The organism is Streptococcus oralis, assembly GCF_026782375.1.
GTDB classification, from domain to species: domain Bacteria; phylum Bacillota; class Bacilli; order Lactobacillales; family Streptococcaceae; genus Streptococcus; species Streptococcus oralis_CL.
Genome location: NZ_JAKUWJ010000001.1, coordinates 489,674 through 507,539, shown reverse-complemented (window position 1 = coordinate 507,539; position 17,866 = coordinate 489,674). Strand labels below are relative to the sequence as shown.

Annotated in this window: 13 protein-coding genes; 2 read left to right on the top strand and 11 right to left on the bottom strand. The window is 40.6% G+C overall.

The window, feature by feature from the left end:
• From MK409_RS02545 to MK409_RS02525, 5 genes are all read right to left on the bottom strand, one after another.
• Complete coding sequence (locus tag MK409_RS02545; protein WP_268705227.1) at positions 1-1,425, bottom strand: NADP-dependent glyceraldehyde-3-phosphate dehydrogenase; 1,425 nt, start codon at positions 1,423-1,425, stop codon at positions 1-3.
• Between the two features lie 194 nt (positions 1,426-1,619).
• On the bottom strand, positions 1,620-3,905 hold the full coding sequence (pulA, locus tag MK409_RS02540; RefSeq protein ID WP_268705226.1) for a type I pullulanase: 2,286 nt from the start codon (positions 3,903-3,905) through the stop codon (positions 1,620-1,622).
• Between the two features lie 154 nt (positions 3,906-4,059).
• Positions 4,060-6,018: an NAD-dependent DNA ligase LigA gene (gene ligA / locus MK409_RS02535; protein WP_268705225.1), complete on the bottom strand. Its 1,959-nt coding sequence runs from the start codon at positions 6,016-6,018 to the stop codon at positions 4,060-4,062.
• 86 nt (positions 6,019-6,104) lie between these two features.
• Positions 6,105-8,006, bottom strand: a complete 1,902-nt coding sequence (locus tag MK409_RS02530) for an ABC-F family ATP-binding cassette domain-containing protein (RefSeq protein ID WP_268705224.1) — start codon at positions 8,004-8,006, stop codon at positions 6,105-6,107.
• A gap of 77 nt (positions 8,007-8,083) precedes the next feature.
• Complete coding sequence (locus tag MK409_RS02525) at positions 8,084-9,238, bottom strand: DUF4352 domain-containing protein (RefSeq protein WP_000722101.1); 1,155 nt, start codon at positions 9,236-9,238, stop codon at positions 8,084-8,086.
• A 385-nt stretch (positions 9,239-9,623) separates the two neighbouring features.
• Here MK409_RS02525 and MK409_RS02520 point away from each other — a divergent pair, with 385 nt between their 5' ends.
• Together MK409_RS02520 and MK409_RS02515 are read left to right on the top strand one after the other, a co-directional pair.
• Positions 9,624-11,342, top strand: coding sequence for a phospho-sugar mutase (locus MK409_RS02520; RefSeq protein ID WP_268705223.1), 1,719 nt, complete (start codon positions 9,624-9,626; stop codon positions 11,340-11,342).
• Positions 11,343-11,453: 111 nt separating this feature from the next.
• Positions 11,454-11,801 carry a thioredoxin gene (locus MK409_RS02515; RefSeq protein WP_268705222.1) on the top strand — a complete coding sequence of 116 codons (348 nt, stop codon included), beginning with the start codon at positions 11,454-11,456 and terminating at the stop codon, positions 11,799-11,801.
• 37 nt (positions 11,802-11,838) lie between these two features.
• Here MK409_RS02515 and MK409_RS02510 read toward each other — a convergent pair whose 3' ends face one another.
• The 6 genes from MK409_RS02510 to pta form a co-directional block, all read right to left on the bottom strand.
• A complete protein-coding gene (locus tag MK409_RS02510; protein ID WP_268705221.1) occupies positions 11,839-12,612 on the bottom strand; it encodes a potassium channel family protein in 774 nt (257 codons plus the stop codon).
• An 84-nt stretch (positions 12,613-12,696) separates the two neighbouring features.
• Positions 12,697-13,506: an MBL fold metallo-hydrolase gene (locus MK409_RS02505; protein ID WP_001289488.1), complete on the bottom strand. Its 810-nt coding sequence runs from the start codon at positions 13,504-13,506 to the stop codon at positions 12,697-12,699.
• 1 nt (position 13,507) lies between these two features.
• Positions 13,508-14,857 (bottom strand): cell wall metabolism sensor histidine kinase VicK, encoded by a 1,350-nt coding sequence (gene vicK, locus MK409_RS02500; RefSeq protein ID WP_268705220.1) that lies wholly within the window; start codon positions 14,855-14,857, stop codon positions 13,508-13,510.
• Complete coding sequence (gene yycF, locus MK409_RS02495) at positions 14,850-15,557, bottom strand: response regulator YycF (protein WP_000722063.1); 708 nt, start codon at positions 15,555-15,557, stop codon at positions 14,850-14,852. The genes vicK and yycF overlap by 8 nt, the downstream gene beginning before the upstream one ends.
• A gap of 57 nt (positions 15,558-15,614) precedes the next feature.
• Entirely contained in the window at positions 15,615-16,793 is a 1,179-nt protein-coding gene (mutY, locus tag MK409_RS02490; protein ID WP_268705219.1) for an A/G-specific adenine glycosylase, read from the bottom strand.
• A gap of 82 nt (positions 16,794-16,875) precedes the next feature.
• A complete protein-coding gene (gene pta / locus MK409_RS02485) occupies positions 16,876-17,850 on the bottom strand; it encodes a phosphate acetyltransferase (protein WP_268705218.1) in 975 nt (324 codons plus the stop codon).
• Positions 17,851-17,866 lie beyond the last annotated feature (16 nt).

Genomic DNA, 17,866 nt, shown 5'->3' with positions numbered 1-17,866 from the left:
TTATTTCATATCAAAAACAATAGATTTAACATTTGTCATGGCTTCTATACTATATCTGATACCTTGAACCCCTGCACCGGATCCTTTTACACCAAGAAATGGGAAGTTATCTGGTCCTCGTTGTGTTTTATTATTGATGTGAACTGTTCCCACTTCAAGTCTTTCAGCAATCTCAAAAGCTTTTTTAAAATCATTTGTAAATACAGATGACTGAAGTCCAAACTCAGATTGATTTGCGATGGCAATCGCTTCTTCTACATCTGCGACACGAATAATCGGTAAAACGGGTCCAAATGGTTCTTCCCAGGCTAATTTCATATCTCTTGTGACATAATCAAAAAGTCCTGGCCAAATGAGATTATTCTCACGTTTGATTGGGCTAAGCGCTTTGGCTCCTTTTTCCTGAGCATCTTCAATCAATCCCCAGATGAAATCAGCTGAAGCATTATCAATAACAGGAGTGATATCAGCATTGTCAAAAGGATTACCAACTGTTAGTTTTGCAACTTCAGTCTGGAGTAAATCTGCTAATTTGTCTGCTACACTATCAACGACCAATACACGCTTGATAGCTGTACAACGTTGCCCTGAATAACTAAAGGCACCAGCTACGATTTGCTTAGCTGCGTGTTCCAAATCAGCATCTTCTAATACAATAGCTGCGTCTTTTCCACCAAGTTCAAGCATGATAGGCCGCATACCAGCCAGGCGACCGATTCGCTCACCAATTGGTGTTGAACCCGTAAAGTTGATAAAGTTCACTTCTTTGTGCTCAATAATGTAATCTCCAATCTCAGAACCTCGTCCAGTAATGGTATTCAATACTCCAGCTGGAATACCTGCTTCATCAAAAGCCTTGGCCAATAAGAGACCTGAGATAGACCCTTGTGTTGGTGGCTTAAACAGAACGACATTTCCTGCAATCAAAGCTGGAGCAATCTTTGATGCAGATAAATTTACAGGATAATTAAATGGAGCAATGGCGAGTACGATACCAACGGGTTCCCGGCGTACAATGGACATTTTATTTTTACTGGCAGCTTCAAAACCACCACCTTCCATGGCTTGCCCAGTGATACGAAGTCCTTCTTCAGCAGTATATCTAATCAAATCAGCTGTACGGACTACTTCTCCTATAGCTGCCTGAATTCCCTTTGCCACCTCTTTGGCAAGTATCGTTCCAATTACTTCCTTGTCACGTTCTAAAATATCTGCTGTCTTATGCAGATAGGCCGCACGTTCTACGGGTGCCAAATCACGCCAAGCAGATAGCGCTGCTCGACCAGCTTTCATCACTTCATCAACTTCTTCCTGACTCATATCCGGTACAGTACCAAGCTTTTCCTGATTAATAGGAGAGTAGATTGTAATTTCATTCTCTGATGATTTCCAATTTCCGTTTACTAAATTCTGATAGTTTGTCAAATCCGCTTCCTCCTGAAAATGATTAAAACTTATTTTAACAAATTTTCAGAAAATTACAACCCTTTTTGTGAAAATTTTGAGATTTTTTTCACAAACTTGATTCTTCAAATAGTTTGACACTTAATTCTACTCTTCATTGAAAACTTATACATAACAAAAAGGATTAGACAATCTAACCCTTTTAGTTTATGTATTTAAGAGAGTACTTTTAGCACAGCGACACTAGTATTGTCGATTACATTCGACTCCTTTGAACGACTATTTGTCACAAGCATTTCTAGATTTCCTGCATTTTCAAAGTAGAAGGAAGTTCCCTTTGCATTAAATACGACCAATAGATGTTCTGGTCCCCCGTGAATCTCGTAAACAATCCATCCGCTATTTTCTGTAGCCGTGTGGACAAAGACATGACGGTAAACTTCTTCGTATGTAGGATAAGAAAAGGCGCTAGTCTGTGTTTTCAGTCGAATAATCTGACGGACAAAGTCAATGCTCTCTTGTCTTTCATTGATCAAATCCCAGTTTATTTGGTTGACACTGTCAGGAGCGTTGTAACTATTCATAGCACGTTCTCGGTCTGCGGGAGTGAGTTGTCCATCTTCACCTGTCGGAATTAACTTGGTTCGACCAAATTCTTGGCCAATTTCCATAAAGGACATTCCTTGCATGAGCAGGTTCATTGCTGTCGCTGTCTCAACCTTGCGCATAATCTGGTCTGAACTTTGATCAGGATGAAGAGTCGCTAGTAAATCATGAAGATTGTAATTGTCATGGGCTTCAACATAGTTGAGAACCTGATTTGGACTCAGATAAGAGCCCAACTCTCGGCTACCAAGAATAGCCTTGGCTACGATAGGTTCGGTGGCTGCACCACTTACAAATCCTGACTTGATTGCACCATAAACTTCTCCCCCTTTGATCGCATCACGCTGATCATCGTTGAAGAATCCGATATTTGGCATTTGGTAGGCATTGTCCTTCTTGGCCTTGTCATAAGGTGTAAGACCTGTTCCCATATCCCAGCCTTCTCCATAAGTGATAATACGGGGGTCAACCTCATCTAGAGCCCAACGAATTGCTTGCATGGTTTTAACATCATGAATACCCATCAAGTCAAAACGGAAACCATCAATATTGTATTCTTTCACCCAGTATAGGAGAGAATCAATCATGTACTTACGGAACATTTCATGTTCACTGGCTGTTTCATTTCCTACTCCTGTACCATTTTGGAAGGTTCCATCTCGGTTCATGCGGTAGTAATAATCTGGAACTGTTGTCTGGAAAGGCGCATCAACCGTTGAGAAGGTGTGATTATAAACCACGTCCATGATGACACCAATTCCTGCATCATGATAGGCCTGAACCATGGTTTTTAGATCACGAACGACCTGTCCTGGATCATCTGGATTGCTAGAGAAACTTGGTTCTGGTGCATTGTAGTTTTGAGGATCATAGCCCCAGTTATAGGTTACGTTTCCTTCCTCATCGTACTCCTTATGGCGATCAAAGATTGGTTGAAGTTGAACATAGTTGCAGCCAAGTTCTTTGATATAGTCAAAGGCGGTTGCTTGTCCGAATTGGTTAGTCGTTCCTGTCTGTGCAGCTCCAAGGAAGGTTCCACGGAGATGCTCTGCCACTCCAGATGTTGGAGATTTGGTCAAATCTCGGATATGCATTTCACAGATAACGGCTTTACATGGATTTTCCAAACGCCAAGGAGCTTCTGTCCCATGTTTGACTTCAAATCCATCTACTTGTCTCTCTTTGTGTGAGAGAATAACAGAACGTTTTCCGTCAGGACTGGTTGCAATTGTATAAGGATCTCTTGTCAAACTCTTGTGATGAGGGAATTCAATCTGATACTGATAAGCCTTGCCAGCAAGATTTTCATCCAGGTCTACACTCCAAACACCAATGGTATTGTACTTATGACTATATGAATAGCTATTCCCACGCTCTAGATTAAAGATTTTCCAAATCGGAGCATCGTTGCTGGTGTTTTCATAGACAACCACCTGTACAGCTGTAGCTGTAGGAGCCCAAAGTTTAAAACTTGTCTGATAATCTGAAAGACTGTAACCTAGTTCTCCTTGGTAGCCCCAGTGGTGATCGTAGCTAGCGCTATGGATTGCTTTATCAAAAGCAAATGGATTTTGATCTTTGTAGTAAGGACTAGCAATGGCTGGGTTTTCAGAATAATAAACCGTCTCGTCACCCTCTAAAATCCAAACCTCTGTCAGAAGCGGATAGTAGTTATAACGCACTGGATATTCCTTAATTTTTCCATCAATCTCAGCTGAGAAGTTTAGGTTTTCTAACTTTTCTTGACTTGTAACTGTGAAAGAGAACTTTGCTCCAAAAAAGTCATTCTCATAATACAATTTTTCAACATTGTCCGCCTGTTTTCTACTAAATGAACAGGTCGCATAATCCCCATTTTTTCGATGAAAATGGATGACTACTGGGTATCTATACATTTCTTTTCCTAATTTCTAATTTCAATTTAAATTTTTTATGTGATGCTGATAGATTCAGCGATTGAATCTCTGACTGACAATAGACTCAATCTATGTAAAAACACTTCAGGAGAGGTAGTTTCTGACTATCTAAGACCTAGCTGGCTGCTATTCTTTACAAACTTTCCAACCAAGCTTCATCTCGAACTTCGATACCAAGTTCTTGTGCTTTTTGGAGCTTGCTTCCTGCATCCGCTCCTGCTACGACTAGATCTGTTTTCTTGGATACACTGCCTGTTACCTTAGCTCCCAGACTTTCGAGTTTGCTTTTTGCTTCTGAGCGCGTGAGACGTTCCAATTTTCCTGTTAATACAACTGTCAAACCTGACAAGGCCGCATCTGCTACTACTGTCTGCCCTTTGTAGTCCAGATTGACTCCAGCTTCTTTCAACTCGTCTAAGAGAATCTTCGATCCTTCTGTAGCAAAATAAGTCTGAAGGCTTTGGGCAATTACATTACCCAAGCTTTCTATACTTGCCACTTCTTCTGGATTAGCTTGAACTAAATTTTCGATAGAGTGGAAATGTTGGAGCAAAAGCTGACTAGCCTTACTTCCGACATGGCGAATCCCTAAACCGAATAAAAGCTTTTCAGCAGAGTTTTCCTTGGATGCTTGAATGGCCTGATACAGTTTAGAAGCAGACTTTTCCTTGAAACCTTCTAAAAGGAGGAAATCGTCTTCTTTCAAACGATAAATATCTGCTACATCCTTGACTAGATTAGCAGCAAAGAGTTTCTCAACTATGGAAGGACCAAGGCCTGTAATATTCATGGCATCTCGAGAGGCAAAGTGAATCAAGCCTTCCATAATTTGAGCAGGACAGCGAGGATTGATACAACGTAGAGCAACCTCATCTTCAAAATGAAGTAACTGACTGTCACAGCTCGGACAGTTAGTCGGAATATCTAGTTTTTCTTCAGAAACACGCTTGGACTCTACCACTCGTAAGACAGCAGGGATGATGTCCCCAGCCTTATAGACGATAACCGTATCGTCTTTGCGAATATCTTTTTCAGCAATATAGTCTACGTTGTGTAGGGTCGCACGGCTAACGGTAGTACCAGCAAGCTGAACAGGTGTCAAATTGGCAGTTGGCGTGACAACCCCAGTACGGCCTACTGTCCAGTCAACTGAGAGTAGTTTGGCTTCTTTTTCCTCAGCAGGGAACTTGTAGGCCACTGCCCACTTAGGCGCTTTAACTGTAAAACCGAGTTCTTCTTGACCTGCTAGGTCATTGACTTTGATAACCACTCCATCAATATCGTAAGGTAGATGTTCCCGTTCTTGTCCTACTTCTTGGATAAAATTCCATATCTCATCCATGCTTTCAGCCAAGATTCGTTTAGGATTAACTACAAAACCAAGTTGTTCAAGATGCTTCAAGACTTTTTCTTGGCTATCACGAGTAGAAGGGCTTGCTTCTTGATAGAGAAAAGTCGCAAGATTGCGCTTGGCCACTACTGCTGTATCCAACTGACGGAGGGTTCCTGCTGCTGCATTACGAGGATTAGCAAATTCAGGCTCTCCATTTTCTTGGCGAGCTTGGTTGACCACTTCAAAGGAAGCGCGTGGCATGTAACACTCCCCACGAACTGTGATATCTAGTTTTTCTGGCAAGGTCAAAGGAATATCCTTAACGCGTTTGAGATTTTCAGTGATATTCTCACCAATAGAACCATCTCCACGCGTCGCCCCAGCGACCAAAATCCCCTTCTCATAGGTAAGAGAGATAGACAAACCATCGATTTTCAACTCACAGATATAAGTGGGATGAGGTAATTCCTTTCGCACACGCGCATCAAAAGCTTCTAACTCTTCACGTGAAAAAGCATCCTGCAAACTATAAAGAGGATACTGATGACTGTATTTTTCAAAACCATCTAAAACCTTACCACCAACACGATGGGTTGGACTGTCTGCTAAAACTTGATCTGGATAGGCAGCTTCCAACTCGACCAACTCTCGGTAGAGGCGATCGTACTCGCTATCTGAAACCGAAGGATTGTCACTCGTATAGTACTCGCTCGCATAGCGGTTGAGTAAGGCAACTAACTCATTCATTCTTTTATTCATAAAACCATTTTACCACAAACCAAGCCCTCCTCACAATGGAGAAGGGCTGAAAAAATAACAAGATTATCAAAAAATAAGAAAATTTCTTACACCTGCTCCGATAATTCTTCCCATTCAAGCATAGCCGCTTCCTGACGATGGTTGATTTTTTCCAGTTCAGCCTGCAACTCCATGAGTTTTCCGGCATCATTTGTTTCTAGCATTTGTTCAGAAATGGCTTGACTTTGGGTTTCTAATTCTTCAATTTCTGCCTCCAAGTTCTCGATTTGACGCATGAGCTTGCGGGCTTCTTTCTGACTTTTTTTCTGAGCTTGGTAGTCATTAACAGGACTTGCTTCTTTTGCTTGATTACTAGTAGAAGGTTCCTCATTCTGTCTTACTTCTACTTCTGCCTTCTTTTCAACATAGTAGTCATAATCTCCAATGTAGAGGGTTGAACCACTCTCAGACAATTCCAGTACATGAGTGGCTACACGATTGATAAAGTAACGGTCGTGGCTGACAAAAAGAAGGGTTCCATCAAAATCAATCAGGGCATTTTCTAACACTTCCTTACTATCAATATCCAAGTGGTTGGTTGGCTCGTCCAAAATCAAGAAGTTATTGTTTTCCATAGACAGTTTAGCAAGCAACAAACGAGCGCGTTCACCACCAGACAGCATGCCAACTGATTTCTTAACATCATCACCAGAGAAGAGGAAGGCACCTAGGCGATTACGGATTTCAACCTCTGGTGTTAGTTTAAAATCATTCAAAAGTTCATCTAGGACACTATTGCTTGGTGTTAGCTTGCTTTGAGTCTGATCATAATAACCAACCTCAACATTTGCTCCAAAACGCTTCTCTCCTTTGATAAGAGGAATCTGGTCTACTATTGACTTGATAAAGGTTGACTTCCCAATACCGTTTGGTCCAACGATAGCAACAGCATTCATCTTGCGAAGGTCAAGATTTATCGGTTCTGACAAAATTTCCCCATCATAACCAATGGCTGCATTTTCAACTGTCAGGACGACATTACCAGATGTTTTTTCAGACTGGAAGGTCATATTGGCTGATTTCTTCCCAGATTCAGGCTTATCCAATCGCTCCATTTTTTCCAGTTGTTTACGGCGCGATTGGGCACGTTTGGTTGTCGAAGCTCGTACTAAATTGCGATTGACAAAGTCTTCCAGAGCAGCGATTTCCTTCTGCTGCTTTTCATAGTTTTTTGCCTCAGTTGCTAGTTTTTGCTCTTTTTGTTCAACAAAACGAGAGTAATTCCCCACATAGCGATCCAAAGAATGCTTGGTCAAATCGAGTGTAATTGTTGCAACCTTGTCCAAGAAATAACGGTCGTGACTGACAATAATAAGAGCACCGCTATAATTTACCAAGTAATTCTCCAACCAGGCAATGGTTTCAATATCCAAGTGGTTGGTTGGCTCATCCAAGACCAAGAGATTTGGCTTTTCAAGGAGCATTTTTGCAAGAGCAAGCCGAGTATTTTGACCACCTGAAAGCTCAGCAATTTTCATCTGCCACATAGTCTCGTCAAACTTGAAACCATTTAAAATCGCTCGAATGTCTGCTTCGTAGGTAAAACCGCCAGCTTGACGGAAATTCTCAGACAAACGGTCGTAGTCTGCCATGAGTTTATCTAGTTCCGCTCCAGTTTTCTCACCCATCTCCAACTCCATCTGCCGCAGTTGTGTTTCCGTACGCCGTAAATCATCAAAAACATGGAGCATTTCGTCGTAAATGGTATTCTCAGACTCAAATCGACTGTCTTGGGCTAGGTAGGAAAGAGAGATGTCTTTTTTCTTATTGATTTCCCCTCTAGTTGGCTCCTCTTCTCCAACTAAAATCTTCAACAGAGTCGACTTTCCTGCCCCATTTTTTCCAACGAGGGCAATTCTGTCTCGTTCATCAACTTGCAGATTGATATTATCAAAAAGAACCTCTCCTGCAAAAGAACGTTCAATTTTATTGGCTTGTAAAATAATCATGATTCTATTTTACTATCTTTTTCAATTTTAGACAATTGCAATGAAAAAAGTTCGAGTTTATACTCGAACTTTTTATTTTAGTATCCAATGCCTCCACGGAATGTGCGAGCCATATCTTTTAAATCATAGTTCTTAGAAGAGGTATCGATTGTCCATTTACCATCCTTCTTCGTCATTTTGATTTCATAGCCCTCTTTTCTCATACTATTGCTAGTATCTAGAGGAGTTGATTCAAATTGACTTGGAGCATTTTCTAAGATGTACTTCTCACCAGCTTTCATAGCTTCTGAGTAGTTGCTGTACTTACCTTTGTTTTCGTCGTAGAATTTACGGCTCAATTCATAGACATTCAAGTTATCCAAGTCAATCGTTTCAGGTCTTACATAGATAACGGCGTAGTCTGGCAAGTATGTTTTAACTTTGTAATCAATTTTTGCTCGTTTAGAGTTTGCTTTGATATACGCCTCAGCAAATGTACGAAGCTCGGCATCTGAAGGTTTGTAGTTATAGAAACCTTTTCCGAATGATTCTACAAATTTCTTGATGAACTCTTCTCTATCAGCCTTGACATCGTTTGTAAATTCAGCATCACCATCAGAAGATTTTTTATCATCTGCAAGAGATACGACTTGAGCCTTGTTATCAGATGTACTTAAGTTCGTTCCGCCACCAGAGCTTTCTCCATTCAGGTAAACGGCATCGACATATTTTTTCATTACTTCTTTAGCTTCATCAATGTGATCCTCGTATTTGCTTGGATCAACTTTGATAGCTACGTCGTTATTCTTTTTAGAGTCTTCTTTGATGTCTTCGTAGAAGCTAGGTGCAAAATGAAGCTCATATTTAGCATCTTTGTCTACTTCATAAACAACATAACCAGCTACACTCTTACCTTTAGAGATGCTATCTCCATAAGACATGAATTTAGTCTTGCTGTCGCTTTCATAGATTTGAATTGGTTCTACTTTTTCATCTTTTTCATTGTAAAGGGTGATATCGCGGCTAGTGAAACTGAACTTTTTATCACGGTTGTTTTTGATTTCTACTTGAAGAGCAAGGTAGCTTGAAGATGAATCTTCATCTTTAGGCAATACAAACATACCATCTTTAACAGATACTTCAAAGTTGGAGTTTGAGGCAGTACCGTTGTCGCTTGCCTTCTTTGTTGATCCACAAGCAACAAGTGCTAAAGCTGATACCAGCAAAGCAGAATGCTTAAGAATTTTTTTCATAATAGAATATCTCCTTTTATTATTTACTATATTCTACCATAGCGATAATAAAATTCAAAATAGAAACCGAACCTTTTAAAAAAAACTTAAAATTATAGAATAATAGCTTAAATTTTTCCAAAAAATTATTTTAAGTATAGAAGCATCATCTTAGAGAATCAATAGGAAGTCACGTTTTTTCTTTGAAAACTTTTTCTATATATTTTTCTAAATTTATTAGGAATTCAATTTGAAACCGTTTGGTTTTAAACTCTTGTTTATCCTTTTTAGGGGAATGAAAAAAGCTCGATACGAGTAATAGCGACTATGCTAACGTTTTACTAAAATCCTAAATCATGGTATAATGAATCCGATTAAAACAATTTACAATAAAAGGAGACGCTCAATGACTTACCAAGAAAACTATCAAAAATGGCTTGATTTTGCTGATCTTCCAGACTACCTTCGTCAAGATTTGGAAAATATGGACGAAAAAACAAAGGAAGATGCCTTTTATACCAATCTTGAATTTGGTACTGCTGGTATGCGTGGTTTGATCGGTGCTGGTACAAACCGCATCAACATCTACGTTGTTCGCCAAGCAACTGAGGGTTTGGCTCGTTTGATTGAGTCAAAAGGTGGAAATGAAAAAGAACGTGGTGTGGCGATTGCCTATGATAGCCGTCACTTCTCACCTGAGTTTGCCTTTGAATCTGCAGCAGTTCTTGCTAAACACGGTATCAAATCTTACGTATTTGAAAGCCTCCGTCCAACTCCAGAACTCTCATTCGCTGTTCGTCACCTCAACTGTTTCGCAGGTATCATGATTACTGCCAGTCACAATCCTGCTCCATTTAACGGTTACAAAGTTTATGGTGAAGACGGTGGGCAAATGCCTCCACATGATGCAGATGCTTTGACAACTTACATCCGTGCTATCGAAAATCCATTCGCTGTCGAAGTTGCTGATGTCGAAGCTGAAAAAGCTTCTGGTTTGATTGAAGTCATTGGCGAAGCTGTTGATGCAGAATACCTTAAAGAAGTTAAAGACGTAAACATCAACCCAACCTTGATTGAAGAATTCGGTAAAGACATGAAGATTGTCTACACACCACTTCATGGTACGGGTGAAATGTTGGCTCGTCGTGCTCTTGCTCAAGCAGGATTTGACTCTGTTCAAGTTGTTGAAGCACAAGCAACTGCAGACCCAGACTTCTCAACTGTAAAATCTCCAAACCCAGAAAGCCAAGCAGCCTTTGCCCTTGCTGAAGAACTTGGTCGTCAAGTTGGCGCTGATGTTCTTGTTGCAACTGACCCTGACGCTGACCGTGTTGGTGTTGAAGTTCTTCAAAAAGATGGTAGCTACCTCAACCTTTCAGGTAACCAAATCGGCGCTATCATGGCTAAATACATCTTGGAAGCCCACAAAAATGCTGGGACTCTTCCTGAAAATGCAGCCCTCTGCAAATCTATAGTCTCAACTGACTTGGTAACGAAGATTGCTGAAAGCTACGGGGCAACCATGTTCAACGTCTTGACTGGTTTCAAATTTATCGCTGAAAAAATCCAAGAATTCGAAGAAAAACACAATCACACTTACATGATGGGATTTGAAGAAAGCTTCGGTTACTTGATTAAACCATTCGTACGTGATAAAGACGCCATCCAAGCCGTTCTTGTCGTTGCTGAGCTTGCTGCCTACTACCGTTCACGTGGTTTGACACTTGCTGACGGTATCGAAGAAATCTACAAAGAATACGGCTACTACGCTGAAAAGACTATCTCTGTTACCCTTTCTGGTGTTGATGGTGCAGAACAAATCAAATCGATTATGGCTAAATTCCGTAACAATGCTCCGAAAGAATGGAACGCAACAACTATCACTGTCGTAGAAGACTTCAAGGCTCAAACTGCTACTGCTGCTGACGGTACTGTTACAAACTTGACAACTCCTCCAAGTGATGTTTTGAAATACACACTTGCTGACGGTTCATGGATTGCAGTTCGCCCTTCAGGTACAGAACCAAAAATCAAGTTCTACATTGCTGTTGTGGGTGAAAGTAATGAAGATTCACAAGCTAAGATTGCCAACATCGAAGCAGAAATCAATGCGTTTGTAAAATAAAAATCTATAAAAGATGAGACCAACCAATCTCATCTTTTTTTCGTATCAAATCTAAGCATTTTTAGAAACTTTATGGCATACTAGACTTATCAATGAAAGCGAGGTAATCTCATGGAACAATTTTTAGAAAACATTAAAGACCTTGAAGTCACTACAGTTGCGCGTGCACAAGAAGCACTCGATAATAAAGAAACAGCAACCTTCTTTATTGGTCGTAAAACTTGCCCTTACTGCCGTAAATTTGCTGGCACATTGGCAGGTGTCGTATCTGAAACTAAAGCTCACATCTACTTCATCAACAGTGAAGAACCAAGCCAACTCAATGAATTGCAAGAATTCCGCTCACGTTATGAAATCCCAACCGTGCCAGGTTTTGTCCACATTGCAGATGGACAAATCAAGGTCCGTTGCGACTCTTCCATGTCCGCACAAGAAATCAAGGACTTTGCTGGATTGTAAAAAAACCACTCGTCGAGTGGTTTTTTTATGGTCTAAATTACTTTTTTTCAAGCAAGTCTTGTATCATTCTATGCAGTTCTTCTATCTTCTCAGATTGTTTCTCTAGTAATATTCTTTGAGTTATTAATTCGTCTTGGAGTTTATCAAATTTTATCTGCTCATCTGGATTATCCTTTACAAAAAAGTTTGTCAAGGCACTTGTTAACATCCCTATTGTTCCAATACCGACTAGCATCAGTAAAACAGCTAACCATTTGCCAAAAATAGATTCAGGAACAATATCCCCATAACCAACAGTCGTTACCGTTACAAGCGCCCACCAAAGACTATCTGAGAAAGATTTTTCTTCAACAACAGATAAAATTGAACTACCTACCAGTACAATAAAAGAATTGAGATAGAAAATATACAGTAAGCCATTTGTCCGTAAGAGTTTGCTAACCTTCTTTTCCAACTTGCCAGTCAATCCTACGATTCTTAAAAGACGAGTGAGTTTCAGTAATTTTGTCAGTCTTGCTAAGCGGAAGATACGCCCTAATCGAAATACTGTAAAAATAGCGTTTAAAGGAAGGATAGCTAACAAGTCAAAGATATTTTCAAGGATAAATCGCAATTTTCCTTGGCTTGAAAAGAAGCGCCAACCATAATCTACCACAAAAACAAACCAAATCACTAAATCAATGATGCTGTAGGGAGGATTGTCCAAATCAATCATTTCCGCAAATCCAAACAAAACCAGAACAACCGATATCAGTGCTAGAATGATAATCGTTGTATCATAGTAATCTCTAAATAACCATTTTTTATTCAAAATATTACTCCTATATATTTTTAAACATTATACCACACTAAATCCCTGATAAATACATAAGAAAAGAAGGCACTCGCCTTCTTTTTATATATCTGTCAATGGTGTTGCGGTATCTGGTGAAGTGTCGTAAACCTTAAAGTCAACTCCGACTCCCAAATCGGCTTGAGCTAGCTGATTGACCATGGTCATATGAGCCAGCTCCTTGATATTGTTCTCTTTGGACAAGTGGCCAAGATAGATTTTCTTTGTTCGATTTCCCATGGCACGAATCATGGCCTCAGCACCGTCTTCGTTAGAAAGGTGACCGAGATCTGATAGAATTCGCTGTTTGAGTCTCCAAGCATAAGATCCCGCTCGTAAGATTTCTACATCGTGGTTGGACTCGATGAGATAACCGTCAGCATTCTCAACAATTCCTGCCATACGATCACTAACATAACCTGTGTCAGTCAACATGACAAAACTCTTATCATCCTTCATAAAACGATAAAACTGAGGCGCTGCCGCATCATGACTAACCCCAAAACTCTCGATGTCGATATCGCCAAAAGTTTTGGTTTTTCCCATTTCAAAAATGTGTTTCTGCGATGAATCCACCTTACCGAGGTACTTGCTATTTTCCATAGCCTGCCAGGTTTTTTCATTGGCGTAAAGGTCCATACCATATTTGCGAGCCAAGACACCGACTCCATGAATATGGTCTGAATGCTCATGCGTAATCAAAATCGCATCCAAATCTTCAGGCTTACGATTGATTTCACTCAAGAGACTGGTAATTTTCTTACCCGACAAGCCTGCATCCACTAAAATTTTCTTTTTTGGGGTTTCCAGATAAAAGGAATTTCCACTGGAACCTGATGCTAAAATACTGTATTTAAAGCCTATTTCACTCATTCTAGTCTTCTATTTCGTCCTCCCATATTTCTTCTTTCACTGCATCCTTATCATAAGGGAGCACGATGGTAAAGGTTGATCCCTTACCGTATTCACTTTTGGCCCAAATAAAGCCATTGTGTTGTTTGATGATTTCTTTGGCGATGGCTAGACCTAACCCAGTTCCACCTTGTGCACGACTTCTTGCGCGATCCACACGGTAAAAACGGTCAAAAATCTTCGGCAAATCTTGTTTTGGAATACCTAGACCTTGGTCTTTGATGGATAAAATCATCTGGTCATCAGTGGTTTTCATGCTGACAGTGATTTTCCCACCATCTGGTGAGTACTTGATAGCATTGTTGAGAATATTATCAATCACCTGGGTCATTTTATCGGTATCAATCTCGATCCAAACAGAATTGATTGGGTAATCTCGAACCAGCTCATATTTTTTCTCTTGATCCTGACCTCTCATCTTGTCAAAACGGTTAAGGATAAAGGTGATAAAGGCTGTAAAGTTAATCAACTCTACATCCAACTGAGTAGTCGCATTATCAATACGAGAGAGATGCAAGAGATCCGTCACCATCCGCATCATACGGTTAGTTTCATCAAGCGAAACCTTGATAAAATCAGGGGCTACAGGATCATACAAGGCTCCCTCGTCCAAGGCTTCAAGATAAGATTTAACACTGGTCAAAGGAGTTCTCAACTCATGACTCACGTTTGAAACGAAGAGTCTCCGCTCGCGTTCTTCCTTCTCCTGCTCGGTCGTATCATGTAAAACGGCAACCAAACCAGAGATGAAACCTGACTCACGACGAACCAAAGCGAAACGTACACGAAGACTCAGGTATTCACCATTCACATCTTGGGAATCAATCATCAACTCAGGAATCTGTGTAATCAGGTCACGCAGTTCATACTCATCCTCTATCTTAAGCAATTCTAAAATGCTTTTGTTAAGGACATCCTCTTTCTGCACACCTAATTGTTTCTTGGCCATGTCGTTAATCATGGTAATCTGACCACGGCGATTGGTCGCAAGCACTCCATCTGTCATGTAAGAAAGAATACTATGCAGTCTTTTACTCTCTTGTTCCAGATTTTCTTGGGTCAAACGAATAACTTCTGACAAATCATTGAGGTTATTGCTAATATTGGTGATTTCTGTACTTCCTTGCAAGTCCAAAACTTGAGAATAATCACCTGCAATCAAGTCCTTAACCTTTTGATTTATCTCTTTGAGACGGATATTATCTCGACGGTTCTCCAGCAAGAGCAAGGTCACCACCAAGATAAAGCCAAGTAAAATCAGGATAAAGATAAAATCGCTGGTCAGAATAGTTTGTCTAATATCTTCAATCATTATTTCTCATATAGTAGCCAACACCACGACGGGTGAGGATATACTCTGGACGGCTTGGAGTATCTTCAATTTTTTCACGCAAACGTCTAATGGTCACGTCCACTGTACGAACATCACCAAAATAATCATAACCCCAAACAGTCTCAAGCAAGTGTTCACGCGTAATCACTTGTCCAATATGGGAAGCCAAGTGATATAAGAGCTCAAACTCACGGTGGGTCAAATCTAATTCCTCACCGTATTTTTTGGCCACGTAAGCGTCTGGAACAATTTCCAAATCACCAATCTGAAGTGGCTGGGATTTTTTCTCATCAGACTCTTGGCTATCAACTGAAACCAGGTCTGTACGACGAAGTAAAGCCTTGACACGCGCCTGCAACTCACGATTTGAGAAGGGTTTTGTGACATAATCATCTGCACCCAGTTCCAAACCGATAACCTTGTCAAACTCGCTATCCTTAGCTGAGAGCATAATAATAGGAACACTACTAGTCTTACGAATAGCTTTAGCAACTTCTAAACCATCAATTTCAGGTAACATCAAGTCTAGGATAATAATGTCGGGTTGCTCTGCTTCAAATAGCTCGATTGCCTCACGACCATTGAAGGCTGTGACAACTTCGTAGCCTTCTTTGGTCATATTGAACTTAATAATATCTGAGATTGGTTTCTCATCATCTACAATTAATATTTTTTTCATTTTATCACCTTTTTCTCTATCTATTATAACAAAAAAATGGAAAGAAGACACAAATGGCTAATTCCAGTCCCCATCTCCAAGAGCTGTTTTATAAGCCTGCCAAATTTTTTGTTGAGGTTTAGCGAGGGGGTAGTCAGCAAACTCTTGAGGAGAGAGCCAGCGAATTTCTCTGTCGGAGAACTGTTTTGATCCTGTCACCTGACCTGATAGGATTTGAATATGCCATTTACGATGACTAAAGACATGCTTGACCTGGTCAAATACTTGATGGGACCAATTCACTTCTAAATCATAATCTTGCTCAAAGTTTTCTTGAGGGCTTGGCCCAAATGCTCTGCTTTCCTCTTTGACTTGAGAAAAAAGATCTAGCTGATCATCTTCTCTAGAAAATTCTTCGACTTCAATCAAGGGGAAATGCCAAAATCCAGCTAGCAGTTTTTCGCTTTCGTTTTTCTCTAGTAAATATTGACCTCTATCATTGCGCACAACCAAAGCCTTGAGATAAATTGGAAGAGGCTTTTTCTTAGGTTCTTTAATCGGATATCGATCCATGGTTCCCTTCTGATAGGCTGCGCTAAAGTCTCTAACAGGGCTTTCTTCAGGTCGAGGATTAACTGGAGACTCAATATCAGAGCCCAAGTCCATCAAAGCTTGATTAAAATCTCCCGGCCGTTTCGGATCAATTAAGATTTCCATCATAGCTTGGAAAATCTTTCGATTACTAGGAACTCCGATATCATGATTGACCTCAAACAAGCGAGATAAAACTCGCATGACATTGCCATCAACTGCTGGCTCGGGTAGATTAAAAGCGATACTGGAAATTGCTCCCGCAGTATAGGGGCCAATCCCTTTCAAGCTAGAAATTCCTTCGTAAGTGTTTGGAAATTTGCCTTCAAAGTCTGTCATAATCTGCTGAGCCGCCGACTGCATATTGCGTACGCGGGAATAATAGCCCAAACCCTCCCAAGCCTTCAGCAGACGCTCTTCAGGGGCATTCGCCAGACTTTCAATAGTTGGAAACCAGTCCAAGAATCGTTCGTAGTATGGAATAACTGTATCCACCCTGGTCTGCTGCAGCATGATTTCAGATACCCAGATGTGATAAGGATTTTTACTTCTCCGCCAAGGTAGTTCTCGCTTGTTTTCATCATACCAATTAAGGAGTTTCTCACGGAAAGAAATGATCTTCTCCTCTGGCCACATGACGATATCGTATTCTTTCAAATCTAACATATATCTAGTATAACATAGAAGCTTCTAACTGTCCTTTTCTCAGTACTAAAAAGCCTCTTCCCATGGGAAAGAGGACTAAATCTTATTGATGAACTGCTTGGGCTGCTGTGATAAGGGTCAACTTGTAAACATCATCTGCATTACATCCACGAGAAAGGTCGTTAACAGGTTTGTTCAAGCCTTGCAAAACAGGTCCGACAGCCGCAAAACCACCAAGGCGCTCAGCCATCTTGTAACCGATATTTCCGGCTTCGATACCTGGGAAGATAAAGACATTCGCTTGACCAGCTACCGTACTTCCTGGAGCTTTAAGAGCTGCAGTTTCAGGAACAAAGGCAGCATCAAATTGCAACTCACCATCAATCTCAAGGTCAGGACGCAAGTCGTGAGCAATTTTAGTTGCTTCTACGACCTTATCGACACTTTCACCAAAGCCTGAACCTTTAGTAGAATAGCTTAGCATAGCAATTTTAGGTTCAATACCAAACATCTTAGCTGTGATTGCTGAGTTGATGGCAATTTCAGCCAAGGCTTCTGCATCTGGATTGATGTTAATGGCACAGTCTCCAAATAGGTAACGTTCCGTACCGCGTACCATGAGGAAGGCACCTGAAGTACGAGTTACGTTTGGACGAGTTTTAATGATTTGTAGGGCTGGGCGAACTGTTGAGGCAGTTGAATGAATCGCACCAGATACCATTCCATCAACCAAGCCCAAGTATACCAACATCACACCAAAGTAGTTGACATCTTCAACCAAAACTTTGCGCGCTTCTTCTTCAGTCATTTTGCCCTTACGACGCTCTACTAAAGCAGCAACCATTTCTTCAAATCGAGGATAGTGTTGAGGGTCAATGACTTCATAACCATCCATGATCCCTTCGATTTCGAGATAAATTTTAATTTTTTCAGGGTTTCCAAGCAAAACAGGGATTACTTCTGTTTCTTTTACCAAGCGTTTTGTCGCTTGAAGAATACGTGGCTCTTCCCCTTCAGGGAGAACAATACGAGCATTTTTGCCAACTAGGTTGGCTTTGAGATTTTCAAAAACTTCCATGAGTTTTCTCCTTTAA

Excerpts from the sequence above, each read along its gene's own strand:
- pulA (WP_268705226.1), bottom strand. The coding sequence starts at position 3,905 with ATGTATAGATACCCAGTAGTCATCCATTTTCATCGAAAAAATGGGGAT.
- ligA (WP_268705225.1), bottom strand. The coding sequence starts at position 6,018 with ATGAATAAAAGAATGAATGAGTTAGTTGCCTTACTCAACCGCTATGCG.
- MK409_RS02530 (WP_268705224.1), bottom strand. The coding sequence starts at position 8,006 with ATGATTATTTTACAAGCCAATAAAATTGAACGTTCTTTTGCAGGAGAG.
- MK409_RS02525 (WP_000722101.1), bottom strand. The coding sequence starts at position 9,238 with ATGAAAAAAATTCTTAAGCATTCTGCTTTGCTGGTATCAGCTTTAGCA.
- MK409_RS02520 (WP_268705223.1), top strand. The coding sequence starts at position 9,624 with ATGACTTACCAAGAAAACTATCAAAAATGGCTTGATTTTGCTGATCTT.
- MK409_RS02515 (WP_268705222.1), top strand. The coding sequence starts at position 11,454 with ATGGAACAATTTTTAGAAAACATTAAAGACCTTGAAGTCACTACAGTT.
- MK409_RS02505 (WP_001289488.1), bottom strand. The coding sequence starts at position 13,506 with ATGAGTGAAATAGGCTTTAAATACAGTATTTTAGCATCAGGTTCCAGT.
- vicK (WP_268705220.1), bottom strand. The coding sequence starts at position 14,857 with ATGATTGAAGATATTAGACAAACTATTCTGACCAGCGATTTTATCTTT.
- yycF (WP_000722063.1), bottom strand. The coding sequence starts at position 15,557 with ATGAAAAAAATATTAATTGTAGATGATGAGAAACCAATCTCAGATATT.
- mutY (WP_268705219.1), bottom strand. The coding sequence starts at position 16,793 with ATGTTAGATTTGAAAGAATACGATATCGTCATGTGGCCAGAGGAGAAG.
- pta (WP_268705218.1), bottom strand. The coding sequence starts at position 17,850 with ATGGAAGTTTTTGAAAATCTCAAAGCCAACCTAGTTGGCAAAAATGCT.